Here is a 26957-nt window from a genome sequence, read left to right as displayed (position 1 = left end):
CCTTCCGGGTCTTTGTCCAGTTCCTCATCGTGCCCACGACACAGACGGGGGGATGACCACAGCCTGCGCTCTTATACAAAGAGGGAGCGATACAACATCCTCTTACAGAGCTGCAGTATAGATGGCCTTTACATCCACATCTTTCGGGCAGCGCGGGTTGGTCAGACCGCAGGCATCCTTTTGGGCGTTGGCGACCATGGTATCGATATCCGAGGCCTTCACTTCTTTACCATATCGCTTACCAAGTTCGACCAGACCAGCCGGGATGCCGATATCGGCCGACAGTTTCTTGATGGCCACCAATGCCAACTCAGCAGCATCTCGAGGTGCAAGACCAGCTGTATTTTCTCCCATCAACTCAGCGATTTTAATGAAGCGGTCCATCTTGGCTATCAGGTTAAAGCGCTCAACGTGCGGCAGCAGAATAGCGTTGCATTCACCGTGGGGCAGGTCATAAAAGCCTCCCAACTGATGCGCCATGGCGTGCACGTGGCCAAGGCTTGCATTATTAAAGGCCATACCTGCAAGATACTGCGCAAAACACATCCCTTCCCGAGCCTCGATGTCCTGGCCGTTGGCTACTGCGGGGCGCAGGTGCTTGGCAATCAACTCGATGGCTTTTTCCGCAGCAGAGTCGGTCATCGGTGTGGCAATGGTGGATACATAGGCCTCCACAGCATGGGTTAAAGCATCCATGCCTGTAGCTGCGGTGAGCGCAGGCGGCATCCCCATCATCAGAAACGAGTCATCTCCGAGGCGGTACCGGCTGTGGTGTTCACCGCCACATACGGAGGCATGGGTTTGGTTGATTTATCAACACCCTCATAGTCATGAATCTTGCCGCCGTTGGCAATCACCAGACCGACGCCTTTGCCACAATCATGAGAAGAACCGCCGCCCAGGGTGATCAGGCTGTCACAGTTATTCTTTTTGTATACGTCAACGCCGTCGTGCACGTTCTTATCGGTGGGGTTTGGAATGGTCTCATCAAAAACCACATACTGCATCTTCGCATCATCAAGCAGATCAGTGATTTGCTTGGTTATTCCTGCACTGGTGATCCCCTTATCAGTAACAATCAATGGTTTGGTGCCGCCGATCGCTCTGATCTTCTCAGGAATCTGTTTCGCTGCGCCGATACCGATCAATGTTACGCTAGGAATAAAGTATCCGTATACCTGCTCTCGTACCGCCATGATATCCCCCTTCAAAAAATGGTTACTTTCAACTCTTCTGCATGCATGCAATACGCTTAATGCAGTAGCACTTCCCATGCCAGAATAAATGTTCTATATTTTCAGTATGTTAGCAAAATGAGCCCATCCGCTCTTCTGACAGATCATCCCGATCATCGTGGCCAATGGAGACAATAACGCTGTAAATGGGGAAAAGATCTCAATAAAAAGAGAACTTAGAGCAGTCGGGTCAATATGACCCTGAACAGTTCACGAATGGGTCATGTTGACCCGGAAAAAACAATGCCTGCAGAATTTCGAGCTAACGGCTCTGGTGAAGATACAACCTTAACTGATGGAATACTGCTGCAGTTTACGGTACAGGGTTTTACGACTGATTCCTAAAACTTCCGCAGTTTTTTGACGGTTGCCGCCATGGGCATTCAGTAATTTGAGAATATGCTGTTTTTCAATGGACTCCAGGGAAAGAGCACTCCCTTCGGTCTCCGCCGATTCAATCAACTCTCCCGGCAGACAGCGTTCAGTGATCATACCGTTTTCCGCAAGAATGATGGAACGTTCGATCACGTTGCGCAGCTCCCGGATATTGCCGGGCCAGTTGTAGTTGAGGATACAATCCATGGCACTGTCAACCACACGATAACGAATCTGGTCGGTCCCGAGGGTTGCCAGAAAATAATCAACCAGAAGCGGAATATCCTCCTTCCGTCGTCTGAGAGAAGGGACATGAATATTAAAGGCGTTGATCCGGTGAAACAACGCCTCATTGAAACGCCCCTGCTCCACCTCTTCCTGCAGGTGACGGTTCGTGGCAAAAACAAACCGGATATCAACGGTTCGTTCCTCTTTTTCCCCCACCCGACGATAACTGCCGGTTTCCAGGACCCTGAGCAACGAGGCCTGCACCTCAAGGGGCAACTCACCGATTTCGTCAAGAAACAGCGTACTGCCGTGCGCAAAGGACAACAGTCCCTCCTGTGACACATCGGCACCGGTAAACGCTCCTTTAACATGCCCGAACAACTCGCTGCGCGCCAGTTCCTTTTGCAAAGAGGCGCAGTTTTTTACCACCATGGGGCTTACAGACAGGGGAGAACCCTGATGAATAGCACGTGCCACCACATCTTTGCCAACACCGGACTCTCCGGTAATCAACACGGGAATTTTTGCCGGGGCGACCTTCTTGATGAGAAACTGAATTTCGCTGATAATCTGCGAGTTGCCGATAAATCGCACTGACTGCAAACTGTTGTCCGCATTATGTCGCAAGCGATCGTTTTCGCGAGCCAGCTGTACCCGGTGATGTGCCCTTTCAACGAGCAGATCGAGCCGATCCAGATGAAACGGTTTGCGGATGAAATCATAGGCGCCAAGCTTCATGGCCTCTACGGCAATATCGATATCACCATGACCGGTCACCATGATGACTTCGGTATGCGGAGCCAGTTCCCGGGTCTGAATCAGCAAGTCCAGGCCCGATACATCCGGCAGGCGCAGATCCATAAGAATCACATCAAACCAATGACTTCGCATCGTCGTTAAGGCCGAGACAGCATCGGCGGCGGTTGTGATCGCTCGTCTCTCATTGGACAACTCTTTCTCCAAAAGACGCCTGATGGACTCCTCATCGTCAATCACCAGCACTGAGTATGCCTGCTGCTGCATCAGCTTTATGCTCCTGCCGGAAAGGTAATGGTAAACGTTGAACCTGTCCCTTCCACGCTGGTAACAAAGATCCTTCCTCCATGCTGTTTAACGATAGTGTAGCAGGTGGACAAGCCGATGCCGATGCCTTTACCGACAGCTTTTGTCGTAAAAAAAGGCTCAAAAAGCTTTTCTTTCAGTTCCTCAGGAATACCGCAGCCACTGTCCTCGATCACCAACTCGCTGCCGACATCACCGGCACGAGTGGTGATCTGCACGACTCCCTCACCCTCTATGGCGTCAAAGGCGTTGGTCAACAGATTTATAATAACCTGTTTCAACTGTGACTCATCACCTTCTATAAAAATAGTGCGATTACTTAACGTGGTGTTTACCGTCACCCGGGACCGTTCTTTTAACCATGGTTTAAGGATAAAAAGTGTGTCAACGACACACTGGTTCAGGTCAAGAGGAGCCATGCCGGAGCTGACCGGCCGGCTGAAGGTGAGCAGCGTCTGCACAATGTCCCGACAGCGCATACACTCCTGCATGATTGTATCGGTATATTCACAAAAATCATCGTAGACGGCACTGTCGATCTTTTCTTCAAGACGATCCAGCCTCTTTTTAAGCCCCTGGGCAAACCCGTGTATCGCTGTTAAAGGGTTGTTGATTTCATGCGCTACCCCGGCTGCCAGCACGCCGACGGTTGCCATCTTCTCGGCCTGATAAAACTGCGCCTGAAACTTCTTTTCCAGGGTCACATCCCGTTTAAACAGCAGGACCTGTCGCTCCCCGAACCGGCCGATTTTCAGGGGAGAGGCGACAATTTCATAGTGTTTGAACTCACCTTTTATCTTTATAATACACAGATCCTTGACCACTTCGTCCCGATCCAGCGCCTGTAAAACAGGACAATGCTCACAGGGTTCCTGTTGTCCTCGAAAGATATCGAAACAGTGTCGACCAACAGGGTATTCATAGGGAAACCATTCCATGAAAACATGATTCACCCGCTGGATAATCAACCGATCCGACAGTACTACCATAAGATCAGTAATCCCATCGAGAAGCGCTTGATTTTCTTTTCGTTTTTCCTCCAGTTCTCGGTTGGAATTCTTCAGCAGCTCGATCTTGGTCTGCACTTCCTGATAAAAGCCGACCTTGCAATGCTCAATGCCGATAAGATCTGCCAGGGTGGTTATGTGACGCATCACCACACCTCGTCCAGAATCTGCATAAACTCTCTCTGGGTAGCCGGTTTAGGATTGGTCAGATTGCAGGCATCCTGGACTGCCAGCTGACAAAGAGAGGTGAGGGTCGATTTATCCTGTACCGGGACCATCTGCTGCAGGCGGAGCGGTACGTTAAAAGAGGCAAAAAATTCTTCAAGCCTGTCAATTCCCTTTTGGGCGGTTTCCTGATCAGTGGCAGCCTGTCCCTTTAAGATGACCTTGCCTATTTCAGCCGTTTTTCGGGTATTAAAGGGCAGGTTAAACCGCATAACAGATGGTAGGAGAATAGGATGGACAACACCATGACGCATATCAAAATGCCCGCCCAGCGAATGGGCCAGGGCATGCTCGGCACCGAGCCCGGCGTTACTGAAGGCCATGGACGCCGAAACCGAAGCAATGCTCAGCTGCTCCAGCGCATCTAAAGAGCGCGATTTCACCGCAGGCTGCAGGTGATCGAGAATAAGATCAATGGCTTTTAAGGAATGCATCTCCGTAAACGGTGAGGCAATACGTGACATATACGCTTCAATGGCATGGGCCAGGGCATCCACTGCTGACTCGACAATGAGAGATTCTGTCTTGGTCTGCAAGATCAGTGGATCAACAATTGAGATGTTCGGCACCAGCGTTCGGGTGATAATGGACATCTTCACCTTCCGCTCCATGTCGGTAATGATGCAGAATTGGCTGATATCCGAGCCATTACCCGCAGTGGTGGTGATCAGCAGCATCGGCGGCAGAGGTCGCGGCACACGGTTTGCCCCTTCATAGTCCTTTATTTTACCGCCGTTGCTGGCTATAATCGCCACCCCCTTAGCCGTATCAAGGACACTGCCTCCACCAATGGCGATGATGACATCCGCATCATTTTTCAGATAAAATTCGGCACCCTGCTCAACCTGATAGTCACGGGGATTGGAGAGCACGCCGGAGTAATAGATCCACTTCACTCCCTCACTGTCCAGAACATCCAACAGGTGCTGCAACCAGCCGGCCTCTTCAATCCCCTCATCACTCACAACAAACGCTTTTTTAGCACCCAGACTGCGGGCACACTGCCCGGCATAGTTGAGGCTGCCCCGGCCAAAAATAATCTCAGGAATGGCAAATTTAGAAATGTGCACTGCGAGCTCTCTGCACAACAGGAAGATAAAGGATAAAACGAAATATTAAACAGGCACCTGACCGTTTAATAAAGCGGAATTTTTCTATTGTCTGACCGTTGAGACTACTATGACTCTGTCATGTTTATCAACAAAATAATCCAGACAGGCCTCCGGGGACATCAACCTGTTCATTTTGCGTTCTATAGCAGGTTGTCAGTTCTTGTTATTGCTGAACAACTCACCCAGATTGATGTCAAATTTATCCAGAGCTGTTCCGGTTCTGACGGATGGCTGCAAACGTTTGCCTGCCGCACTGCCGATGACAAGCTTGGCGGGGATATCAAGATCAAGCCCGCTGATATTGAGATCCTCCAGTTCCACTTTTTCGTGAATGTCTTCAGGACCGGCAGCAGAAGAAGGCTGGGGCGTCTCCGGCTTCACGTCGCTGCGCACTGCTGCTTCTTCAAAATGAATGACTTCAGAGGTCTCTTGAGCCGATGGTGCCAAATCGGAAATATCCAAGTCGGCAAAATCAACGGAAGGTAACGATGCCTCATCCTCTTCCGGTTCCTCAACATGAAGGGCAAGCTCATCTTTTGCAAGCTCTTCCGGCTCATCATTCAGATCCAACAGCACACTGTCAATACCGTCGGGAAATTCGATTTCTTTTCTGGGTTCCTCAAAAGAAGGTGCATCATCAAGAGAAAAAACCACCTCTTCTTTCTCTTCGAATTCCATCTCCTGCCTGTCAGTCACAGGTGAAACTGATTCCATCTCTTCGCTCAACCCCTCTTCAAAAGCAATCTGCCCTCCTCCACCAGGGACAAAAGCCAGGAATTCCGGCGGAGCAGCATCATAGGTGGTACCGTTTAATACCGCCTGAAGATCCGCCAGGGATTTATGACATTTTTTGCACATTTCCAGATGATCAAACGAAATAAAACCACATTTAGGGCAACGCATAATTCCCACCTGAGTAAAATAAACCTGCCAGTGTTCTTCGAGCAAAGTGGGCTGATACTGCTCGATGGTTGTTCGTACAATATGTTTCCTTACAGAGGCCATGCTACCCGCGCGGCAACGAACTGCCGACCCGGCAAAGCCCTGGAGCGTGAACCGGCTTTTCACAGAAGTCGTGATATCAGCAGTACGAGCCGCTGCAAACAGGCAGAGCGGCAGGCACTCTCTGCACTCAGCACACCTGCACGCCCTGCTCCAGCCTCCGGCAGACCCGTGATCAACCGCACGTCCCGGCTGATCAGCCTGAGCAGGGATACCCGGTTATCAACAGCTCTTTTTCTACCATGGGTGACCTGGATGGGCTTTGGGGGTTCGCTGACAAGCAGCAGAGCATCCTCCCTATACCAGGCCGATCTCTTTACCTTGGCAGCGCCTGCCTGATCGAAAGGTCAGAATGTGCCGCCAAAGTACGAAATTCAAACTTCAAGGTATTATCGCACAAGGAGGAAAACAAAATCAAGGTATGAACAGCAAATAACAGACGCTCCACTCATTTTCCTGCACCAGCCGGCCTTTAAAGGAGCTGACAACAGTGCATGTACAGGTGGGCGAAGAGAGGGGAAGGTGTTGCTGACAGGGTGGATATCCCACCCTGTTGGATGATGATACCGTTCTACTGGAAACAAACATGCGGCCGGGCGCATCACCGGCTGCAGGTTGCATCGTTCACAACGATCAGCAGTGGCGGCTGTGTCCTGTGACCACGATCAACCCGTTATTTGCGTTGACCGAAACGTTCGTAACTGACCTGGTTCAAACCAAGGGAGGAAGGGGGATGCCCCTTTTTGCTCTGCACCGGATATCCGATACCGACGATGGCCAAGACCATCATGTTGGGAGGCAAACCAAGTACATCAGCCAGATAGAGCTGTGCATCAGTGCCGTCTTCGCGTTGCCGCAGTCGGATCTGAACCCAGCAACTGCCCAGGCCGAGATCAGCGGCCTGCAGGTGAATGAGAGTCGTGGCAATGGCTGCGTCCTCCACCCAGACATCACTTTTTGTGCTGTCGGCACAGACTACGATTGCCAGAGGAGCACCCGCTAAGAAACCGGCGCTGTGGGCTTTGGCCACTGCCAACTGCTCCAGCATGGACTGCTCTGTCACAACTATAAACTCCCATGGATTAATGCCTTTGGAAGAGGGAGCCCGGAGAGCCGCCTCCACAAGAAGGCTCACCTTTTCAGGCTCAATCGGCTGATCGGTGAAGCGGCGGATACTTCTGCGGACACGTAAAAGATCGATCAACATGAAAAACCTCATCTGTCATTGGGGTTCAGGGGATAAGGCGTTGGCAATTTCCCTTTGCAAGGCAGCAATATACTGTTCGCGGTTGTCAGCGTCACGGATGGGTCGGCCGATAACCAGGTAATCGGCACCGTTGATGATGGCCTGTCCCGGCGTGGCTGTTCGCTGCTGGTCACCGGGTTCACTGCCCACAGGACGAATGCCCGGCGTCACTATGACACCCTTCTCTCCAAACCGGCTCCTGAGCAGGGCGGCTTCACGTGCTGAGCAGACTAATCCATGGCATCCCAGGCGCAACGCTGCTCCGGCCCGCTGCACAACAAGATCATCCACTGTTCCCGTATAGTTCAACTCCTGTAACTGTTCACTGCCAAAGCTGGTGAGGACGGTGACGGCCAGGATCCGGACACCGGTGTCCGCCGCCAGTGCCGCTTCTACCACCGGTCCATACCCATGCACCGTTGTAAAGGTAATACCCCGATCGGCGAATTGTTGAACCGCAAGACGCACCGTGGTCGGGATATCGTACAGCTTAAGGTCAAGCATAACTTTACAGCCCTTGGCAACGATATACTCCACCACCGGCCAGCCGCCTGCAAAAAACAGCTGCAGACCGACCTTGAAAAAACGAATGTGATCGGCAAGCTGATCAACCAACTGCAACGCCTCGGCAGGATTGGCCAGATCCAGGGCGAAAATGATCCGCTCATGCAGCGGGACCTCTACTCTGTTCATGCCTGGATCATCTCCTCTGCCAGCATGTGATCGGCAAAATCAAGAATGAACTGCCGCTGGGCAGGTGTTGCCCGGGCAATGCAGGAACAGTGCATGTTACTGGCGCTGCGTATCAGAAGTTCGAACCGGACGGACGTCTGCTCAAGGACAACGGCACAGTAAAAGGGTCCGCACTCCTCATGTCCCGACTGCGCAGCTCCCAGAAGATCCGGTGGTATATGCAGAAAAAAAACGCCTTCCAGGCCACCTGGTTTAAGAGTTCTCTTCAGATAGCTGTCAAGGTTGTCGTATTCAAGAAAGGATATCTCATCGATCATGTACTGACGCATGGTGTCTTCCCCTGCCCACAATGGCACAGCATTTTATAGATATTCCGCGGCCAAGGAGGCTAAACGGCTCCGCTCAGAACGGGTAAGCGTGATATGGCCGCAAACCTCCTGATTTTTAAGCCGTTCCACCGTATAACTCAACCCATTACTGCTGGCATCGAGATAGGGATTGTCTATCTGTTCAGGATCCCCGGTCAAAACCATCTTTGTCCCCTCACCGGCACGACTGATAATGGTCTTGACCTCATGGGGAGTCAGGTTTTGCGCCTCGTCAATGATGACGTACTGCCGCGAGATCGAGCGGCCACGGATGTAGGTCAACGCTTCAAGTTCAATACGATCTTCGCGAATCAACCGTTTAATACTCGACTCAGTGGCCGCATCCTGTTTACCGCCGTTCGTCAGTCCCATCAGGTACGAGAGATTGTCAAAAATCGGTTGCATCCAAAACTGCATCTTGTCGTCTTTTGTACCGGGCAGATAACCGATGTCGCGACCAAGGGGAATAACAGGCCTGGAGACAAGCAGCCTTTCATACCGACCCGACCGGAGTGAACTGGCAAGCCCGGCGGCGAGCGCCAGCAGAGTTTTGCCGGTACCGGCCTGACCGGTGAGCGACACCAAGGAGACAGACGGCTCCATCAGCAGTTCCAGCGCCATCCGTTGCTCCATGCTCCGTGGTCGGAGATTAAAAGCACTCTCATAGCCGGGGTTAAGGGACTGCAATCGTGTGGCACCTGTTGCCCGGCCGATCTTTGTCTGACGCTGGTTGGCGCCGTTGCGCAGAAGAATAAACTCGTTGGGCTCAAAAGACTCTTCAGGCAGCTCCAGCATCTTTTCGCGGTGAAGCCGGTCAATGACAGCACCGTCGACCGTGATGGTCCGCCAACCGGTGTACAGCCGGTCAAAATCAGCCTTCTCCCTTTCAAAATCCTGCACTTCAATCCCCAGGGCATCGGCCTTAAGCCGGGCATTGATATCCTTGGAAACAAAGATCACCCGCTTACCTTCCCGAAGCAGGCGGAATGCAGTGGCAATAATACGGTTATCCGGGATACCAAGATCAATGCAGGTACCGTGATCCACCTCTTTTTCCATGGTGATCAGGACTGTGCCGCCATCATCGGTCGTAACACCTTTCCCCAGGCTGCCCTGGGCACGTAACCGATCGAGGTGACGAATGGCGCTGCGTGCGTTACGGCCCAACTCATCGTTGTTCTTTTTGAACTTGTCCAGCTCTTCAATAACCGTCATCGGCAGCACCACGGTGTTGTCGGCAAAACAGGTGACAGCTTCGTTATTATGGAGCAGGACATTGGTATCGAGCACGAAGTATTTAGTCGGCATACGGGCTCCGGTGTTTACAACTCATTCATTGGAAATGGCATTATACATCAAGACCGGTGGTGTCCCGGTTCAGGATCTCGCCGCCGTCTCTGGTGACGATCACCACATTTTCAAGACGAATACCGCCCCATTCAGGCAGGTAAAGACCCGGCTCAACCGTGACCACCATGCCGGCCTTCAACTTCCTGCGCCAACGTGGTGACAGTCGGGGCTCCTCATGCACAGCAATGCCGATACCATGCCCCAGGCCATGTCCGAACACAGTCCCGTAGCCCGCATCGATGAGGACCCGGCGTGCAGCCCGGTCGACCTCTGCGCCGGTGACTCCGGCTCGAACAGCCTGCATACCGGCCAGCATTGCCCTGCGAACCAGGCGGTGACGATCCAGATAGATCTGATCAGGCGTGCCGATAACAAAGGTGCGGGTCATGTCTGAACAGTACCCTTTGTAGACAAGCCCCATATCGATCAACACCAGGTCATTGACCTGCAGTTTGCGGTCGGTGGGCACGGCGTGCGGCTTAGCGGCATTGGTGCCAAAGGCGACAATGGTGTCGAAACTCGGCCCCTCGGCACCCATTTCCCGCATGGTCACATCCAGGGCCAGGGCTACCTCCCGCTCCGTCATACCCGGTTCAATGGTGGAGTACACCGATTGAAAGACTTTTTCATTGCATGCGGTTGACTGACGCAGAAGCCGGAGTTCGTGTTCGTCTTTAATCATCCGCATCTGTTCGATCAGGTCGCGCTCCGACCGTAATGTCCACCCTTTTTTGGTGCACAGGTCTGTCAGTCTGCGAAAGGACGAGTAAAGAAAGTAGTCGCTTTCAAAGGCCAGGGTCTGAAACCCGATGGTTTTTTGTAACCGCTCCAGCAGCGGCAACAACCCCTTCTTGTAGATGACCACCTGAAACAGTGGGGCCTCTTCCTCAGCCTGGAGAGTAAACCGGGAGTCAGTCAGCAGATACGGCTCCCCATCACCGGGGATGAGTAAAAAGCCGCTGGTCTCCTGAATGCCGTGATCCGGTGCAGTGTAGCCGCTTAAGTACCGGCGGTTGTGGGGTTGCGAAACCAGCAGGGCATCAATTTTTTTCCGACGCAAAGACGCCTGCAGGCGGACAAGACGGTCAAAATGGACACCAGCGGTCATGTTCAGGCTCCGGTCCACTCTGTAAGCTGCGTCTTGAACTGTTCCAGGGCCTGACCGTACTGCCGGTCTAAATCCATCTCTAACCGGCTCCACTGCTCCTTGAATTGCGGCTCCATGGTTGGGTCGATATGCATGCCGTCAGAGCTCAAGCCCTTACGCATCAACAGCTGTTCGATCTGCATCCGCATCTGCTCTTTCAGCTGATCGTACAACTGCTGGCGGTGCTGGGCATACTGACGGACAATGGACTGCAGTTCCTGGCAGGCAGCAGCAACATCCGGTGCATGCGGGTTAAGCTCAAGGAGACCACGCACGGCCCGGTCAATCCGCTTAGTACCGACCTCATCCCGGGGGAGGAACAGATTGCGCAGCAGTGAGGCCAGCATTCCCTTGCGGACAGCCTCCTGCTGGGATGCTTCCTGCTTACCGAGGATATCAGGCAGAGAAGACTCTGCATCGTTCAGGTAATCAGCTGTACACTGCATACCTTTTTTCAGACTCTCCTCATGTTGCATCTCTTCCGGTGTTGCCACACCCATGCGGGCGGCACGCTCCAAAACCAGGTCCATGGTCGATTTTATTTCTGCCATACAGGGGGTTCTCCTTAAATGTATGTGGTCCAATTTGGCAGATGAATATAAACATAGTGGACAAAAACTACAAGCTACGCTGATTGACAAGACGAGCAGCAAAAAAACCGTCAAGCCCGTCTGCCGGTGACGATCGGAAATAACCGGTGCCGGTCACCAGTCTCTGCGCCGTCTCCGGCAACAGCTCAGCAACGTTTTCCACCTGAAAATGAGGGAACTTTTCCTGAAAATGACTGATGACCTCTTCGTTTTCTTCAAACTCCAGCGAACAGGTGGCATACACCAGCGCCCCGGCCGGCTTAACAAGACGAGCAGCGATCTCCAGCAGCTGTAACTGCGTTTGCTGATACCCGGCAAAGTCTTCAGGTTGCCGATTCCAGCGAATATCAGGGTGTCGCCGGATGACGCCGGTCCCTGAACAGGGGGCATCAACAAGCACCACATCAAAGAGTGTCGGACGGGTGGTGGCATAGGTTTGCAAATCCCTGTGCACAGCCGACACCGCTTGCCCATGGCCAAGACGGCGGAGATTATCCCGCAAAAGACGATAGCGACGGCTATCAGGTTCAACGGCAACCACAGCCCCGCCCGGCGGCAACATTTCAGCCAGATGCGTGGTTTTGCCGCCCAGGCCGGCACAGCCATCAAGAAGACGGGCGCGAAGCGGCAGGGGCTTGACCAGTAAAGAGGCTAACTGGGCAGCCTCATCCTGCACCTGAAAAGCCCCTTCTTCATAACCGGGCAGGGCAGTGATTGCACCGGGATAGGTGGTGATGACCACGCTCAGCGGGCTGTACAGACCGGAGCAGGCGGTAATACCCGATTTGTGCAGCTGCTCCAGAAGCCGACTGTGACTGGTACGACGACTGTTCACCCGCAGAGTCAGCGGCGGTTCCACACTGTTTTTGCGGCAGATAGCCAATGCCGTGTCCCGTCCAAACTGAGCCTGCCAGCGTTCAATCAGCCAGGCCGGATGATTGAGCAGCGGCGGCTCCTGTGCCGCCATCTGATCAGCAGTGGGAAGTGTTGCCCGTGAGCGGGCCACAGCCCGGAGAACACCATTGACAAAGCCGACCAGCCAACCCGGCTGTCTGGCCGCCTTCAGGGTATTGACCGTGGCATTCACTGCTGCAGACTCAGGAATACGATGGAGAAAGAGGAGCTGATACACACCGACCCGAAGCGTCATCAGCGTGCGTGGTTTCATCTTACGCAACGGATGTCTGGTATGGGCCCGGACAATATAATCAAGGTACTCTTTCTGACGCAGCACCCCGTACACCATGGTTTTGGCCAGGCCACGGTCAATATCGGCCAGTTGTTCGATGGCGCTGTTCAAAAACAGATCCACTGAACCGTGGGTGGTTGCCCAGAGGCAAAGGACCTCAATAGCGGTGGTCCGGGCGTCGGTGGAGTTGGCTGCAGGCTTCATGGTGGTATGCTACAGTATCAGTGATCCAGGCACCAGCAAAAGACAGGGGGTACGTCTAAAAATACTGTGCCACGCTCATGCTCAAATATAATGTTTTTCTCAGGCCTGCACAAACTGACTGCGGACGCACTGGACTCAAAACCCAGCCCCCCCCGTGTCAGTTCGATTCTCGTTCCGGGTGCCCAAGCAATTACAGCCAGTTAGCGCAAATGCTGAGTGGCTGTTTCTGTTTCTACGGTTTGTGTAGCAGGCAAATAGTAGGCGGTAGATAGGGCAGTAGGCAGCCCATAAAAAAGCCCGGCCTACACGACGGTGATCGGTCCGGACCACTCACTGCACCGGATATTCAAAATGGACCGGTGCGACAATCCCGGATCATAAAAAAAGCCCCGATCGAATCCGGGGCTTGTGGAGTTCAGAATGACAAGAGCTTCGCTCAGGCCAGCGTGAACCCGACCAGGGCTTCCGGAGCGATGACCCGGAAGGTGAACGATTCGGTCACGAACAGGTCGATTTCCTTGGCGGTGTGGCTGTGGTAGCCGATCGCGAAGTCCTGCCCCACGGTCAACTCAAGATCGCCGCCTCGTGCCGCGACCAGAAGCGCATCCTTGACACATTCAGAGTAGATGACCTGGCCGTTGATCTGGCTTTCCAAGGTGGATCGCAGGGTGCCACCGGGCGTGCTCCGTGCCAGGAATTTCCAGAGCGGTGCAGAGACGACCAGATTGGCCGGTCCCTCGACGCCCTCTTTCAGCATCCGGGTCTGGCCTTCGGCCACGGCATCGACGATCACATCCATATCCAGCGACATGGAAAGACTCCTGTCTTTGGCCGTGGCATGCAGGCCGACGATGTCTCCCGGCTTGAAGCCTTCAAAAAGGGATTTTTCCTCAAACATGGCGATTTCCCGACAGGCCTCCACCAACGCATTCAGTTGGATATCCTTGGCACCACGGCCAACGCTGTCGAGTTCCCAGGTCTGGAGCTTGAAGTTGATCCGGGTCTCGACCAGCGGCTGCACCTGATGGATGCCGTAACTGACCTTGCTCCCTTTTTCCTCGCGAGGCGTCGACAGGCGGCCCAGGTTCACACAAGGATGGCCGATGCCGTGAGGGCCGTCAACAGTGACGAACCTTCGGCCGGACAGATTGGCGATGAGGGTTTCCCTGGCCATGGTATCGATCTCACTCCACCCCTGAGGACTGATGGGAGCCAATTCTCTACGCAGTAAGTCCATATCGATCTCCTCCAGCACATTGTGTTGTCATTTTTTGAGACTGCCGATTCCCAACCCCTGACCGATGGGAGATGGCGATGCCGCTGCTGACGGTTCCGTTAACGCCTGGTCAACGCCACTGAGAAATTCGGTTTCTACCTCCAGTGCGCCTTGCTGATAAAATTCCTCCTCAGCGGGATCGAGTTCCTTGAGCAGCCGCAGAAATTCTCCGGCATGCACCTTTTCCTCGTTGGCAATGTCCTGCAGGACATTTTGTGCCAGCACATTGTCGGTGGATTCCGCAAGCTGTTGGTACAACTGAATGGCTTCATACTCGGCGGCCACCATGAAACGGATGGCGCGCACCAATTCTTCATGGGTTAGCAGACGGTCGTGTTTCAGTCCACTGAAAAGATGGCCAAAGTCAGGCATCTTTTTCCTCCTTATGAGAATGACGGTTAGGTTATGGGGGGGGCGAACCAACACAACCGGGCTGGTGGCGCCTGGTTTTCTCGAAAAGAGTAATCACTGTCTTCGCCATCGCCAACAAGCACAGGAAAATTTTCATCGATAGTGGTAGCTATCTGCAAATCCATTTCGTCGTCTAATTGATAGACACAACGAATCAATCCAGAGTATGGTCACGGGTTCACCCCGCCTTTGCTATGATCTCAAGCGAGAAAATAAAAGAGAGAGTTGCAGCGAATCACGCGCGGTGCTCATGCTCAAATGCACTGTTTTTCTCAGGTCTGCACAAACTGACCGCGAACGCACCGTGTCGAAAAGGTTGGCCGGTCCAAGCAGTTTTCCTGCTTTCCCCTTGACAGCAAAAACCCGGATACGGTAAAAGAAGTGCCACACAGATGCCGGAGTGGTGAAACTGGTAGACGCACTGGACTCAAAATCCAGCGGGGGCAACCCCATGTCAGTTCGATTCTGACCTCCGGCACCATTCAGAAGTCCATACAGGTCCCGCAGGTATTAGAAAGCCTTGCGGGACCTGTGTTTTTCCAAAGTCCTGCAACCAGTTTAATCAAAGTATTTCGCCACCCTACCGCGCCCTTTCGCGCAGGATATCTTGTACGCAGCACCGACGAATATCAGAGAGACGGCATCGTGAAGTACGCGCTTTTAGATACTCCCCTCTCTGCTTATACAGAACATGCCTACCCAAAGAAAGCAGTGAAGCCACTCGCTTGCTGCGTTTCAAGAAATAGCGGCTCCAGAGCAGGGAAAGGGGCAGGACCACAATATGCAGATAGGCGGCCTTGCCCACAAGGCTGGCCCCTATGCCTATGGTGACAACTCCAAAAATCAGGGGCAGGTTGTCTTGACTCTTTCGGCAGCCGGTTGCCGACAAAAGCGCCCGTTACACCGCCGAAAACAAGAGCCCTGCTGCCTACAATCGGTCCTATCATCATCAGTCTGCACCTCATTTTCCTCATCAAGAGGAGAACAGCTCAGCGCATTCCGAACATGCAGGCCTAAAGTCAACAACCAGAAAAGTGCGGATGAAGAATTGACAAATGACCGGATCAATATATAGTCGCGAGCAGACAGCAACAGCGCAGAACAGAGTGTCGTTCTTTTGTTCGACCGGATCTCTTTATCTTCCCGCATCTCCTCAAAACAATCACCGTACAGCAGTCCAACGTGAGCAATAAACATCAGAAAGAAGTCTCGAAACGTCGTACCTTCGGTATCATCAGCCACCCTGATGCCGGCAAAACCACTTTAACCGAAAAACTGCTTCTCTTTGGCGGCGCCATTCAGATGGCAGGCGCGGTCAAATCACGTAAAACCGCCACCCATGCCACCAGCGACTGGATGGCGGTTGAACGGGAACGCGGCATCTCGGTGACCACCTCGGTCATGCGATTTAATTACCATAACTACGAGATCAATCTCCTGGACACTCCCGGTCACCAGGACTTTTCCGAGGACACCTATCGGGTACTGACTGCCGTGGATTCAGCCCTCATGGTCATCGACTCCGGCAAAGGTGTTGAGACCCAGACCACCAAGCTGATGGAAGTCTGCCGGATGCGCAACACACCGATCATCACCTTTATCAACAAACTCGACCGTGACGGCCTGGAACCCCTTGATCTTCTTTCTGATATCGAAGAAAAATTACAGATTGAATGTGCGCCGCTGTCCTGGCCGATCGGCATGGGTAAAGGATTCAAAGGCGTCTACGATCTGCTCCGGCAGCAGATCACCCTGTTTACACCGAGTCAGGATACCCGCCCGGAAGACGGTATTGTAGTGCAGGACCTGGCCGACCCCATGCTTGATACACTGGTTGGCAATTTTGCCGCCGATAAACTGCGCGAAGACATTGAACTGCTCCAGGGTGCAGCCAATCCCTTTGAGTACGAGCACTACCTCAAGGCGAGCCAGACACCGGTTTTTTTCGGCAGTGCCATCAACAACTTCGGTGTACGTGAGCTGCTTGACGCCTTTGTCGAGCTCTCGCCTGCTCCCGGCCCGCGTGCCACCACCACCCGTCTGGTTGATCCCGGCGAAGAGGGGTTCAGCGGTTTTACGTTCAAGATTCAGGCAAACATGGATCCGGCGCACCGCGATCGTATTGCCTTTTTCCGCGTCTGCTCCGGAAAATTCACGCGGGGTATGAAGGTCATGCACCACCGTTTGGGCAAAGAGGTGAATCTGAGCAATGCCACCATCTTCATGGCCCAGGAACGCGCACACGTGGATGAAGCGTATCCCGGTGACATCATCGGCATTCACAATCACGGCACCATCAAGATCGGCGATACGTTCACAGACAGGGAAGAGCTTAAGTTCACCGGCATCCCCAACTTTGCACCGGAACACTTTCGCCGGGTGGTGCTGAAGAATCCGCTCAGAATGAAACAGCTGCAAAAAGGGTTACTCCAGATGGCTGAAGAGGGAGCAGTACAGGTGTTTCGGCCCATTGTCGGCAATGACTATATTCTCGGCGCCGTGGGAGTGCTTCAGTTTGAGGTGACCATGACCCGTCTCAAAGACGAGTACGGGGTAGATGCAACGTATGAGCCGCTCAAGTACACGCTGGCCCGTTGGGTACACTGTGACAACAAACGGGTAATGACCGAGTTTGAAAAGAAAAATCAATTCAATCTGGCCTTTGATGCTGAAGGTCACCTGACCTATCTGGCAGAGGGAAACTGGCGGCTGAACCATACCCGGGAGCTGTTTCCTGAAGTGATTTTTGACAAGACGCGGGAATCTGTATGAGGGGTTGTACCGGCAGAGAAAGCACTTTCGTGTCGGCAACGCATCTCCAGACCCGTTTGTGAACTGTGCCCGCATGTCTTCCATCCTTCTGATCCACCCGCCGGTAGCCAAACTCGGTGAACCACCGGCTGGAATCACCGCCCTGGCCGGTTGTCTGCAACCCCATGGCATTGACTGCACATTGCTGGACGCCAACCTGGAGGCCCTGCTGTTTCTCATCGGCCGCCAGGCAGATGCACGACAGGATACCCGGTCAGACCGTGCCCTGCGCCATCGCGACGCCAACCTTGCCGCAGTCCGCACACCAGAGCTCTACCGCCATCCCGGCCGTTATCACAAGGCGGTGCACGAGCTCAATTATGCGCTACAACTGGCAGCCCATTCTCATTTAGGGGTGAGCATCAGCCTGACCAACTATCAGGATGAGCATCACAACCCTCTGGCCGGCAATGATCTGCTCAACACCGCAGAAACCTTTCAGAACAGTCTCTTTTTTCCATGGTTCTGTTCGCGACTTCCCCCCCTTCTGGATGCAGTCAAACCGTTGTACATAGGCATTTCGCTGTGTTACCTCAGCCAGGCCCTGCCGACCTTTGCCCTGCTCGGTTTTTTGAAAGATCGGTATCCGGAGGCGCGGCTGATTCTCGGTGGCGGTCTTATCACCTCGTGGATGAGCAATCCCCGCTGGCACAACCCTTTCGCCGGTCTGGTTGACCACTGCATTGCCGGACCGGGAGAGGAACCACTGCTTCGTCTCTTCTCCGCACAAAAGACAAAAACGCATCAGCCGCCGGTTTACACAGGTCTGCCGCTGTCCAGCTACCTGGCTCCCGGCCCGATCCTGCCCTATGCCGCCTCCCGGGGCTGTTATTGGAACCGGTGCAGCTTTTGTCCCGAGACTGCGGAACAGAGCCGATACCAGCAGACTCCACCTGCAATCGTGCTGGATCATCTGCACTCGCTGTGCCGGCAGCTACAACCCGTGTTGATTCATTTTCTGGACAACGCCATAAGTCCGCTCCTGTTGCAGACACTGGCAGAGCAGCCTCCTGGTGTTTCCTGGTACGGTTTCACACGCATACATGAACAGCTGGCTGATCCTGACTTCTGCCGGCAACTGCGCGCCTCCGGCTGTGTGCTGCTCAAACTCGGTCTTGAATCCGGCAGCCAGGAAGTTCTTGATACCATGCACAAGGGGATCCGTCTGGAACTCATATCCCGGGTACTCGCCGCCCTGCAGGCTGCAGGTATTGCCACCTATGTGTATCTGCTGTTCGGTACCCCGGCGGAATCACTCGCTGAAGCCCGACAAACCATGGAGTTTACCCTTCGTCATCATGCGGCAATCACCTTTCTCAACCTGGCGATCTTCAATATGCCGATAACCAGTGACGAAGCACACCGCCTGCCGGGTACAATATTCTCTGAGAGCAACCTCTCGCTGTACAAGGATTTTGTTCATCCCCGAAACTGGGACCGCAGGGCAGTCCGGATTTTTCTGGACCGGGAGTTCAGGCGTCAACCGCAGATTGCCGCCATCCTTCGCCGCGATCCACCGTTTTTCTCCTCAAATCATGCCGCCTTTTTTACCGAGAACTATCCATGATCAGATAGATCACCGTAAAAATTCCGTCCTCCCAGTCTACTTTGCAGCGGAAAAAAATTGTCTTTAATGCTACTGTTGCCGGCACGCACTCTGCTCTGTTCAGAAGAGCAAAACGAATAAAACCACTCTTTTTACTCCAAAGGAACACTCCAATGGCTGCTCTTGTCATACAGCTTCATCGTCAGTTTACCCCGGACTTTGCCTATTGCTTCTATATTGCATCCAATCGTCCCCTGGAAAAACAGGAGATCGAACGACTACGGCTCGTCATGGCCGATGGTTTTCTGATTGATACTGTTACCCTGGAACCACAGCTGACAGGACCCCGGGTGGTCGAGATCGGCCCCCGGCTGAACTTTGCCACTGCCTGGTCATCCAATATGGTGTCAATCTGTCATGCCATAGGGCTGCAGGCAATCACCCGTGTCGAGCGTTCCCGTCGCTATCTGGTGCCTGACGATGAGGCCATTGAAACCTTTATTGCCAAAAACCACGACCGGATGACCGAATGCCGCTATCTGGCGCCCCTGACCGATTTTGAAACCGGCACCATCCCGGAGCCGGTCTACGAAGTCGACCTGAAAAGCAAAGGACCCGATGGCCTGCTCGATCTCCCCGGCGTCTCCATGGACGAGTGGGACCGGGAACTCTATTACAACTATTTTGTGAATCAGAGCGGCCGTAATCCGACCATTGTTGAGATCATGGACCTCAACAACGCCAACTCAGAGCATTCCCGCCACGGGTTCTTCCGCGGCAAGCAGGTGATTGACGGCAAAACCTGTGATACAACCCTCTTTCAGGTCGTTGCCGGTACGCTGGCCGCCAACCCCAAGGGGAGCAAGGTGGCCTTTAAGGACAACTCCAGTGTTATTGAAGGTTTTACCCTCACAACCCTGTTGCCCGAACGACCGGGCGAGCCGTCACCACTGGTTGAAGCCTCGGTCTGCTATCACCCGCTCCTCACCGCTGAAACCCACAATTTCCCAACCGGTGTCGCTCCCTTTCCCGGCGGCGAAACCGGGACCGGCGGGAGGATCCGCGATGTCCAGTGCACAGGACAGGGAGCGCTGGTGGGCATCGGTACAGCCGGGTACTGTGTCGCCAATCTCCACATCCCCGACTATCCGCTGGAATGGGAAAATGAGTACGCCTGCCCGGACACCCTGGCCTCAGCCCTGGAAATAATCATTGAAGCGAGCAACGGCGCCTCTGATTACGGTAACAAGTTCGGTGAACCGCTTGTTCAGGGCTTTACCCGGAGCTTTGATCTGGACCTGGAAAGCGGCGGCCGCTGGGGTTTTCTCAAGCCGGTCATGTTCACCGGCGGCATCGGCCAGATCGACGATCGTCACACGGAAAAGAAACAGGCGGTCAAAGGCATGCTCATTGTCCAGATAGGTGGTCCTGCCTATCGGGTCGGTTTTGGCGGTGGTGCCGCCTCATCAATGATACAGGGGGAAAACGAATCCACCCTCGACTTTGATGCGGTCCAGCGTGGCGATGCCAAAATGGAACAAAAACTGAACCGGGTGATTCGGGCCTGCAACGAGATGGGTGAACGAACCCTGATCGATGTCATTCATGACCAGGGCGCCGGCGGACCGGCCAACGTGCTCAAGGAGCTGGTCGAACATGCCGGCGGCCGGGTGGAAATCCGCAACATCAACGTTGGTGATCCGACCATGTCGGTTCTGGAAATTTATGTTGCCGAGTACCAGGAACGGGTCGGCCTGCTGATCAGCCCGGAAAATATTGAGCGTTTTCAGGCAATCTGCGAACGGGAGAAGGTACCCTGTGAAATTCTGGGGGAAGTAACCGGTGACTTGCGTTTTGTCGTCCATGACAGGCACAACAACACCACACCGGTGAACATTGAAATCCCGGCACTGCTGGGTAATATACCACAAAAAACCTTTACCGACACACGCATCACCTCGACCCTGTCTCCTTTTGTCCCGCCAAGGAGCATGAATGTGCGTGAAGCCCTGCATAAGGTGCTGCGACTGATCTCCGTCGGGTCTAAACGGTTCCTCACCAACAAGGTTGACCGGTCGGTTACCGGTCTCATTGCCCAGCAACAGTGCTGTGGCCCCTTGCAGCTGACGGTTGCTGATGTGGCGGTAACTGCGCAAAGCCACTTCAGTCACACCGGTATAGCAACAGCCATTGGTGAACAGCCGATCAAAATGCTGATCGATCCAGCGGCCGGTGCACGTATGGCGGTGGGTGAGGCGCTGACCAATCTGGTTTGGGCGCGGATCAGGAACCTGGAAGAGGTCAAGTGTTCAGCCAACTGGATGTGGGCACCCAAACTGACCGGTGAAGGCGCCGCTCTGCGGGATGCCGCCGAGGCCATGGCCGCGGCGATGATTAAGATCGGCATCGCTGTGGACGGCGGCAAGGACAGCCTGTCCATGGCGACCAAGGTCGGTGATGAGGTGGTCAAATCACCACGGCAACTGGTTATCTCTCTCTATGCCGCCATGGCCGACATACGGAAAAAGGTGACCCCGGACATCAAGGAACCGGGATCAGCCCTGCTGTTTGTTGACTTATCAGGCAACAACCACCGGCTGGGCGGCAGCGCCCTGGCTCAGACCTGCGGTCAGATCGGTGATGCGGTTCCTGATATGGACGACCCGGCCCTGATCAGGAAGGCCTTTGGAGCGGTACAGTATCTGGTTGAGCGGGAGCTGATCCTCTCCGGACATGACCGGAGTGACGGCGGCCTGATCACCACTGTCCTGGAGATGGCGTTCAGCGGGAACTGCGGCCTTAATCTGGCACTCAACGGAACCGCCTCGATACTGGAGACCCTGTTCAACGAAGAACTCGGTCTGGTGATCGAGTGCCGGTGGAATCATCTTGCCGAAGTCAAAGAACGATTTGAACAGGCACAAATACCCTGCACCGTCCTTGGTACCAGCACAGCCAAACAGGCGATCAGTCTTCAGTATAACGGCCAGCTGGTGCTGGACGATTCTATGATACTGTTGCGCCAATGGTGGGAGGAAACCAGCTATCAGCTGGAGCGATTGCAGATGGATCCGGCCCATGCAGAAGCAGAAAAAACACATATCTTTGCCCGTAAAGGCCCCACCTACCACCTCAGCTTCTCACCGGAGATCACTGCTCCGGAAATCCTTCTGAGTACAGATAAACCAAAGGTGGCCATTCTCCGCGAAGAGGGTTCCAATTCCGACCGGGAGATGAGTTCCGCCTTTTACAGTGCGGGGTTCGAGCCCTGGGATGTTACCATGACCGATCTTTTAACCGGTCGTGTCAAGCTGACAGAGTTCCGGGGTCTGGCTGTAGTGGGTGGTTTTTCCTTTGCCGATGTTCCAGAAAGCGCTAAAGGATGGGCGGCAACCATCCGCTTTAACGAACACCTGCAGACCATCTTTCACGACTTCTATAACCGCCCGGACACCTTCACTCTGGGGGTCTGTAACGGGTGTCAGCTCTTTGGTCTGCTGGGCTGGGTTCCCTGGCAGGGCATTGAGGCCGAACGGCAGCCCCGTTTCATCCGCAACCGCAGCGGCCGTTTCGAGTCACGATGGAGTACGGTCAAGGTGTTGCCGAGTCGGTCGATCATGCTGGCAGGCATGGAAGATCTCGTCTTCGGTATCAGTGTTGATCACGGCGAAGGCTGCCTGCATTTTCCGGACACGTCCATCCAGCAACGGGTATGGAGCGAACAGATGGCAGCCATGGTCTTTGTCGATGACGAGGGACAACCCACTGAACAGTATCCCTTCAACCCCAATGGTTCACCCGGCGGCCTTACCGCTGTCTGTTCACCGGACGGCCGTCACCTGGCATTGATGCCTCACCCTGAGCGCACCTTCCTGACCTGGCAATGCCACTGGCTGCCTGAAACAATGCAAGGTCTGCCCGCCAGCCCCTGGTTACGCATGTTTCAGAATGCCTACACCTGGTGCCGACGCTGACAGGCCGGGATCGGCTGCAAAGGACAGGGAAAACGAGATGTTCCGGGTCAGTGGGCCACGCCGTCACGGCGGCTGACCCGGATCAGGGTTAACCAGAGAATAAAGAGATCAAACCAGAACGACTGCCGCTTCAGGTATTCTGTATCCAGCCTGACCTTTTCCGGGATGGGTAACTCATCGCGGCCGTTGATCTGCGCCCAACCGGTTACACCGGGGACCAGTACATGCACTCCCTGTCCGGTTCGCAGAGCGATCAGATCGTCCTGGTTAAACAGGGCGGGACGCGGGCCGACAAAGCTCATGTCGCCTTTGAGGATACTCCACAGTTGAGGTAACTCATCCAGACTGGTGGAGCGCAGGAAGGAACCAATAGGGGTCAGGTACTGTCCGGGATCGTCCAGAAGATGGGTTGCAACGGCTGGAGTATCCAGCCGCATGCTCCGGAACTTGGGCATCCTGAAGAGAACGTTGTTCCTGCCCACCCTATCCGACCAGTAGAGTGCCGGACCAGGAGAGGTGAACCGAACCAGCAGCCCAAGTATGAACAAAGGGAGTGCAAGGGCAACCAGAGCGACCGTTGCCAGAGAAAGGTCAAACAGACGCTTTATCATCTGAACATCTCCCCAAGCCCCTTCCGAAGCGAAACCTTTGCCCGCCAGCCCAGCTCCCGTGCTATTCGATCACCGGAGTACCATGCAGAGCCAAGCAAACGATCCAGCACCTCGCTGTTGTATGGGATACGCCGCTGCAGCAGATCCTCCAACCTGTCACCCCACCAGGCAAACCCGCGTAAAACACGTTCAGGAACCGACCAGTAACGAGGTGGCAGCCCCAGCACGTTGCGCATCGTATCGTACAACTGCCGGCCGGAAGGTGCATCCGGCCCGGCAATAATGTATGTCCGCCCATCGGCCCGACTGTCACCAGCCACCTGCTGCATAACGGCAACCACATCATCGATATGGACCAGCGAACGATGGTTGCCGGTTTCCGGCAGGGGAGGAAACCACCCCTGTTGCACCAACCGCCCCATGCGTTCGAGGTTCCCCCGGCCACCGTGGCCATACACCATGGCAAGACGTAAATTCACCACATGCATGCCGTACTGCCGGCCGGCATCCAATACCGCCTCTTCCGCGGCCCGTTTGGATTGTCCATAGGCGGTATCCGGTCGGCCGGAAAAATCTTCATCTGCACACACCTCGCCGGGATCGGCCATGGCCTTGACACTGGAAAGAAAAACAAACCGCTGCACCCCCGCCTGTCCGGCAGCTTCGGCAAGATTCCGGGTCCCCTCAAAATTGACCCGCCAGTGCTGTTCGGCGTCCGCATCGGATAAGGCTGCAAAGGCATGCGCATGGCCGGCACAATGAAAGAGCACCTGCACACCATGACAGGCAGCACACAGTGCCGCACGGTCATCCAGTGCAGCCAGCCTGGTCTTTCCTGCCAGGACCGGCCGCCGACTGAGCATCACCACCTCGGATGCATTACTGCGGGCCATGGCCTGCAGCAGATGGCTGCCGATAAAGCCGGTTCCTCCTGTGACGAGCTGCATCAGACAACCTCATGAAAAAGATCGGTGCCGACCTGTCTTATTCCCTGTACCGGCAGGTGATGCCTGTGCCGCAGCCGAGCCTGATGCCGTCCCTGTTTCCTGCCATCAAGCGCATAAAGTGCACCCTTTATCAGTCTGATTTTGTCCTTGTCATCAGGTTCTTGTGATCGGTACCGCAGGTAATCGTCCCCAGTGTTTATAAAAATATCGCGCCATGCTCGCCAGGTGCCAGCGCAAAAAACGTATATCGTGATGGCTGCTGCACCGGGCGTCGTGCACAACAGCGGCAGCCGGGCAGACCGCCACCTTTCTCCCGGATTTCCAGGCACGCACGCAGATATCGACATCTTCATAGTACAGAAAAAACTTCTCATCAAACCCGTTCAACGCCGCAAAATCCACGCTGGAAAACAACATGAACATGCCGGCAACCCATTCCGGGAAAAAAATATCCTGCTCTTCTGGGATGGCTGTATAGCTTTGATCAACCTGTCCCAATACCTTGGCAACAAGCCGCCGCAGATTCGGAAAACGCCGAAAGCTGTTTTCCACCGTCCCCTGGAGCGAAAGAACCATTGGGGCCGTCAGAGCAGCATCGGCTTTTGCCGATGCCTGCAGCAGGGCCGGAAAAGGATTGCTGCGCAGCTCGATATCCGGGTTGACGACACAAAAAAACGGCTCACGGCAGAAGGCATAGGCAGTGTTGTGATTGGCGCTGAAACCTTTGGCAAACGCATTGCGGATAACCAGAATACGCTCATCCTCCGGGAGCGGCAACGATTCCGGCCGGTTAAGCGTTACCAGTATCCGGCTCACTTCAGGAAAGGGCAGCAGGGACGCAACCAAACTGGTGACCATCTCGCCGTGGCCATGGCTCACAACAGAAACAGCTATCATTTCTCTGCCCGCTTCAACGTCTCAGTCAGCAAACACTTCAGCTTCAGTAAACAACCTGCCAGCCTTATCCTTCATTGCCAGGTTCGGTTCTCCGCAGAGAGGCCACTGGACACCTATTGTCGGGTCGCTCCACAGCAGGGTCCGCTCATGCTGCGGAGCATAGTAGTCAGTCGTTTTGTAGAGAAATTCGGCTGTCTCGCTGAGCACCAGAAAACCATGGGCAAAACCTTCCGGAATCCAGAGCTGTTTCTTGTTTTCAGCACTGAGACGCTCCCCTGCCCACTGGCCGAACGTAGGGGAGGCCTTGCGCAGATCAACCGCAACATCAAACACTTCCCCGACCACGACACGAACCAGTTTCCCCTGCGGTTGTTCAATCTGGTAGTGAAGCCCCCGCAGAACTCCCTTCGATGAGCGGGAGTGGTTATCCTGCACAAATTCCCGTTGCAGCCCGGTCATCTCAGCAAAGGCCCGGGCATTGAAACTTTCGAAAAAAAAGCCGCGGTGATCACCGAAAACCTTGGGCTCAAGTACAAGTACATCCGGAATTGCAGCTGGAAAAACATGCATTAAAACACCCTGTCTTTCAAAATAGAGAGCAGATACTCTCCATAGCCGTTTTTTTGTAAAGGATACGCCAATCGTTCCAGCTGGTCAGCAGTTATCCAGCCAAGTCGAAAGGCGATCTCCTCCGGGCAGGACACCTTCAGCCCCTGTCGTTTTTCAATGGTTTGGATAAACAGGCCGGCCTCCAGCATGGATTCATGGGTGCCAGTATCGAGCCAGGCATAGCCTCGCCCCATGATCTCAACCCGCAACTGGTTGCGCTCGAGATAGGCCTGATTCACATCGGTAATCTCCAATTCTCCGCGGGCCGAAGGTTTGACCTGTTTAGCAATGGTCACGACCTCATTGTCATAAAAATAGAGGCCTGTCACAGCGTAGTTGCTCTTTGGCGCCAGCGGCTTCTCTTCGATGTTTGTGGCATGGCCCTGTTCATTAAACGCCACAACGCCGTACCGCTGCGGATCTTTGACACGGTAGGCAAAGATGCTGGCCCCTGTGGCTTGCCTGTTGGCGTTTGCCAGCAGCTGGTGGAGACTGTGTCCATAAAAGATGTTGTCACCAAGGACAAGGGCAACGCTGTCTGCTCCAATGAACTGTTCACCGATGAGAAAGGCCTGGGCCAGGCCTTCCGGTTTCGGCTGCACCATGTAGCTGAGATGGATGCCCCACTGACTGCCGTCACCGAGCAATTGTTCGAATCGCGGCGTGTCCTGCGGGGTGGAGATGATCAGAATGTTGCGAATACCTGCCAGCATAAGCGTTGACAGCGGGTAATAGATCATCGGTTTGTCAAAAACAGGTAACAGCTGCTTGGATATGGCCAGGGTGGCCGGATAAAGTCGGGTACCGGAACCTCCGGCCAGGATGAGACCCTTACGCATGGC

General features: G+C 54.2%; 21 protein-coding genes, 1 tRNA gene and 3 pseudogenes. 5 read left to right on the top strand and 20 right to left on the bottom strand.

Going from position 1 to position 26957, the window contains the following annotated elements; genetic code table 11:
• Positions 1-102: 102 nt before the first annotated feature.
• From HP555_RS14440 to HP555_RS04780, 6 genes and pseudogenes are all read right to left on the bottom strand, one after another.
• Positions 103-735: pseudogene (locus HP555_RS14440) on the bottom strand (L-threonine dehydrogenase); the annotation flags it as partial.
• A gap of 2 nt (positions 736-737) precedes the next feature.
• A pseudogene (locus HP555_RS14435) lies at positions 738-1196 on the bottom strand (iron-containing alcohol dehydrogenase); the annotation flags it as partial.
• A 327-nt stretch (positions 1197-1523) separates the two neighbouring features.
• Positions 1524-2861, bottom strand: a complete 1338-nt coding sequence (locus HP555_RS04795) for a sigma-54-dependent transcriptional regulator (protein ID WP_199264050.1) — start codon at positions 2859-2861, stop codon at positions 1524-1526.
• Between the two features lie 5 nt (positions 2862-2866).
• Positions 2867-4054: a PAS domain-containing sensor histidine kinase gene (locus tag HP555_RS04790; protein ID WP_199264049.1), complete on the bottom strand. Its 1188-nt coding sequence runs from the start codon at positions 4052-4054 to the stop codon at positions 2867-2869.
• Complete coding sequence (locus tag HP555_RS04785) at positions 4054-5202, bottom strand: iron-containing alcohol dehydrogenase (RefSeq protein WP_199264048.1); 1149 nt, start codon at positions 5200-5202, stop codon at positions 4054-4056. The genes HP555_RS04790 and HP555_RS04785 overlap by 1 nt, the downstream gene beginning before the upstream one ends.
• Before the next feature lie 195 nt (positions 5203-5397).
• Positions 5398-6147 (bottom strand): hypothetical protein, encoded by a 750-nt coding sequence (locus HP555_RS04780; RefSeq protein ID WP_199264047.1) that lies wholly within the window; start codon positions 6145-6147, stop codon positions 5398-5400.
• Positions 6148-6228: 81 nt separating this feature from the next.
• Here HP555_RS04780 and HP555_RS04775 point away from each other — a divergent pair, with 81 nt between their 5' ends.
• Positions 6229-6585 (top strand): hypothetical protein, encoded by a 357-nt coding sequence (locus HP555_RS04775; RefSeq protein WP_199264046.1) that lies wholly within the window; start codon positions 6229-6231, stop codon positions 6583-6585.
• 334 nt (positions 6586-6919) lie between these two features.
• Here the strand turns inward: HP555_RS04775 and HP555_RS04770 are convergent, their stop codons facing one another.
• From HP555_RS04770 to HP555_RS04730, 9 genes and pseudogenes are all read right to left on the bottom strand, one after another.
• Positions 6920-7453 (bottom strand): nitroreductase family protein, encoded by a 534-nt coding sequence (locus HP555_RS04770; RefSeq protein WP_199264045.1) that lies wholly within the window; start codon positions 7451-7453, stop codon positions 6920-6922.
• A 15-nt stretch (positions 7454-7468) separates the two neighbouring features.
• Positions 7469-8185 carry an orotidine-5'-phosphate decarboxylase gene (gene pyrF / locus HP555_RS04765; RefSeq protein WP_199264044.1) on the bottom strand — a complete coding sequence of 239 codons (717 nt, stop codon included), beginning with the start codon at positions 8183-8185 and terminating at the stop codon, positions 7469-7471.
• On the bottom strand, positions 8182-8514 hold the full coding sequence (locus HP555_RS04760) for a hypothetical protein (RefSeq protein WP_199264043.1): 333 nt from the start codon (positions 8512-8514) through the stop codon (positions 8182-8184). Before HP555_RS04760 ends, pyrF begins: the two co-directional genes overlap by 4 nt.
• A gap of 33 nt (positions 8515-8547) precedes the next feature.
• Positions 8548-9861, bottom strand: a complete 1314-nt coding sequence (locus HP555_RS04755) for a PhoH family protein (protein WP_199264042.1) — start codon at positions 9859-9861, stop codon at positions 8548-8550.
• A gap of 40 nt (positions 9862-9901) precedes the next feature.
• Positions 9902-11011: a M24 family metallopeptidase gene (locus HP555_RS04750; protein WP_199264041.1), complete on the bottom strand. Its 1110-nt coding sequence runs from the start codon at positions 11009-11011 to the stop codon at positions 9902-9904.
• Positions 11012-11013: 2 nt separating this feature from the next.
• Positions 11014-11601 (bottom strand): hypothetical protein, encoded by a 588-nt coding sequence (locus HP555_RS04745; protein WP_199264040.1) that lies wholly within the window; start codon positions 11599-11601, stop codon positions 11014-11016.
• A 67-nt stretch (positions 11602-11668) separates the two neighbouring features.
• Entirely contained in the window at positions 11669-13033 is a 1365-nt protein-coding gene (rsmB, locus tag HP555_RS04740; protein WP_199264039.1) for a 16S rRNA (cytosine(967)-C(5))-methyltransferase RsmB, read from the bottom strand.
• A 436-nt stretch (positions 13034-13469) separates the two neighbouring features.
• Entirely contained in the window at positions 13470-14270 is an 801-nt protein-coding gene (locus HP555_RS04735; protein WP_199264038.1) for a family 1 encapsulin nanocompartment shell protein, read from the bottom strand.
• A 126-nt stretch (positions 14271-14396) separates the two neighbouring features.
• Positions 14397-14681: pseudogene (locus HP555_RS04730) on the bottom strand (ferritin family protein); the annotation flags it as partial.
• Between the two features lie 433 nt (positions 14682-15114).
• On the opposite strand from HP555_RS04730, the gene HP555_RS04725 reads away from it, so the two are divergent.
• From HP555_RS04725 to purL, 4 genes are all read left to right on the top strand, one after another.
• A tRNA-Leu gene (locus HP555_RS04725) sits at positions 15115-15201 on the top strand.
• Positions 15202-15902: 701 nt separating this feature from the next.
• Positions 15903-17492, top strand: coding sequence for a peptide chain release factor 3 (locus tag HP555_RS04720; protein ID WP_199264036.1), 1590 nt, complete (start codon positions 15903-15905; stop codon positions 17490-17492).
• A gap of 73 nt (positions 17493-17565) precedes the next feature.
• Positions 17566-19098, top strand: coding sequence for a B12-binding domain-containing radical SAM protein (locus HP555_RS04715; RefSeq protein ID WP_199264035.1), 1533 nt, complete (start codon positions 17566-17568; stop codon positions 19096-19098).
• A 152-nt stretch (positions 19099-19250) separates the two neighbouring features.
• On the top strand, positions 19251-23051 hold the full coding sequence (gene purL / locus HP555_RS04710) for a phosphoribosylformylglycinamidine synthase (RefSeq protein ID WP_199264034.1): 3801 nt from the start codon (positions 19251-19253) through the stop codon (positions 23049-23051).
• 47 nt (positions 23052-23098) lie between these two features.
• Here purL and HP555_RS04705 read toward each other — a convergent pair whose 3' ends face one another.
• From HP555_RS04705 to rfbA, 5 genes are all read right to left on the bottom strand, one after another.
• Positions 23099-23659 carry a sugar transferase gene (locus tag HP555_RS04705; RefSeq protein ID WP_199264485.1) on the bottom strand — a complete coding sequence of 187 codons (561 nt, stop codon included), beginning with the start codon at positions 23657-23659 and terminating at the stop codon, positions 23099-23101.
• Positions 23659-24609 carry an NAD-dependent epimerase/dehydratase family protein gene (locus tag HP555_RS04700; RefSeq protein ID WP_199264033.1) on the bottom strand — a complete coding sequence of 317 codons (951 nt, stop codon included), beginning with the start codon at positions 24607-24609 and terminating at the stop codon, positions 23659-23661. Before HP555_RS04700 ends, HP555_RS04705 begins: the two co-directional genes overlap by 1 nt.
• A 153-nt stretch (positions 24610-24762) precedes the next feature.
• Entirely contained in the window at positions 24763-25506 is a 744-nt protein-coding gene (locus HP555_RS04695; protein WP_199264032.1) for a glycosyltransferase family 2 protein, read from the bottom strand.
• A gap of 21 nt (positions 25507-25527) precedes the next feature.
• Positions 25528-26076, bottom strand: a complete 549-nt coding sequence (gene rfbC, locus HP555_RS04690; RefSeq protein ID WP_199264031.1) for a dTDP-4-dehydrorhamnose 3,5-epimerase — start codon at positions 26074-26076, stop codon at positions 25528-25530.
• Positions 26076-26954: a glucose-1-phosphate thymidylyltransferase RfbA gene (rfbA, locus tag HP555_RS04685; protein ID WP_199264030.1), complete on the bottom strand. Its 879-nt coding sequence runs from the start codon at positions 26952-26954 to the stop codon at positions 26076-26078. The genes rfbC and rfbA overlap by 1 nt, the downstream gene beginning before the upstream one ends.
• Positions 26955-26957: the final 3 nt, after the last annotated feature.

Source organism: Desulfobulbus oligotrophicus (genome assembly GCF_016446285.1).
In the GTDB taxonomy this organism is placed as follows: Bacteria; Desulfobacterota; Desulfobulbia; order Desulfobulbales; family Desulfobulbaceae; genus Desulfobulbus; species Desulfobulbus oligotrophicus.
Note: the sequence above shows the minus strand (reverse complement) of the source record. Positions and strands in the feature narration are given on the sequence as shown.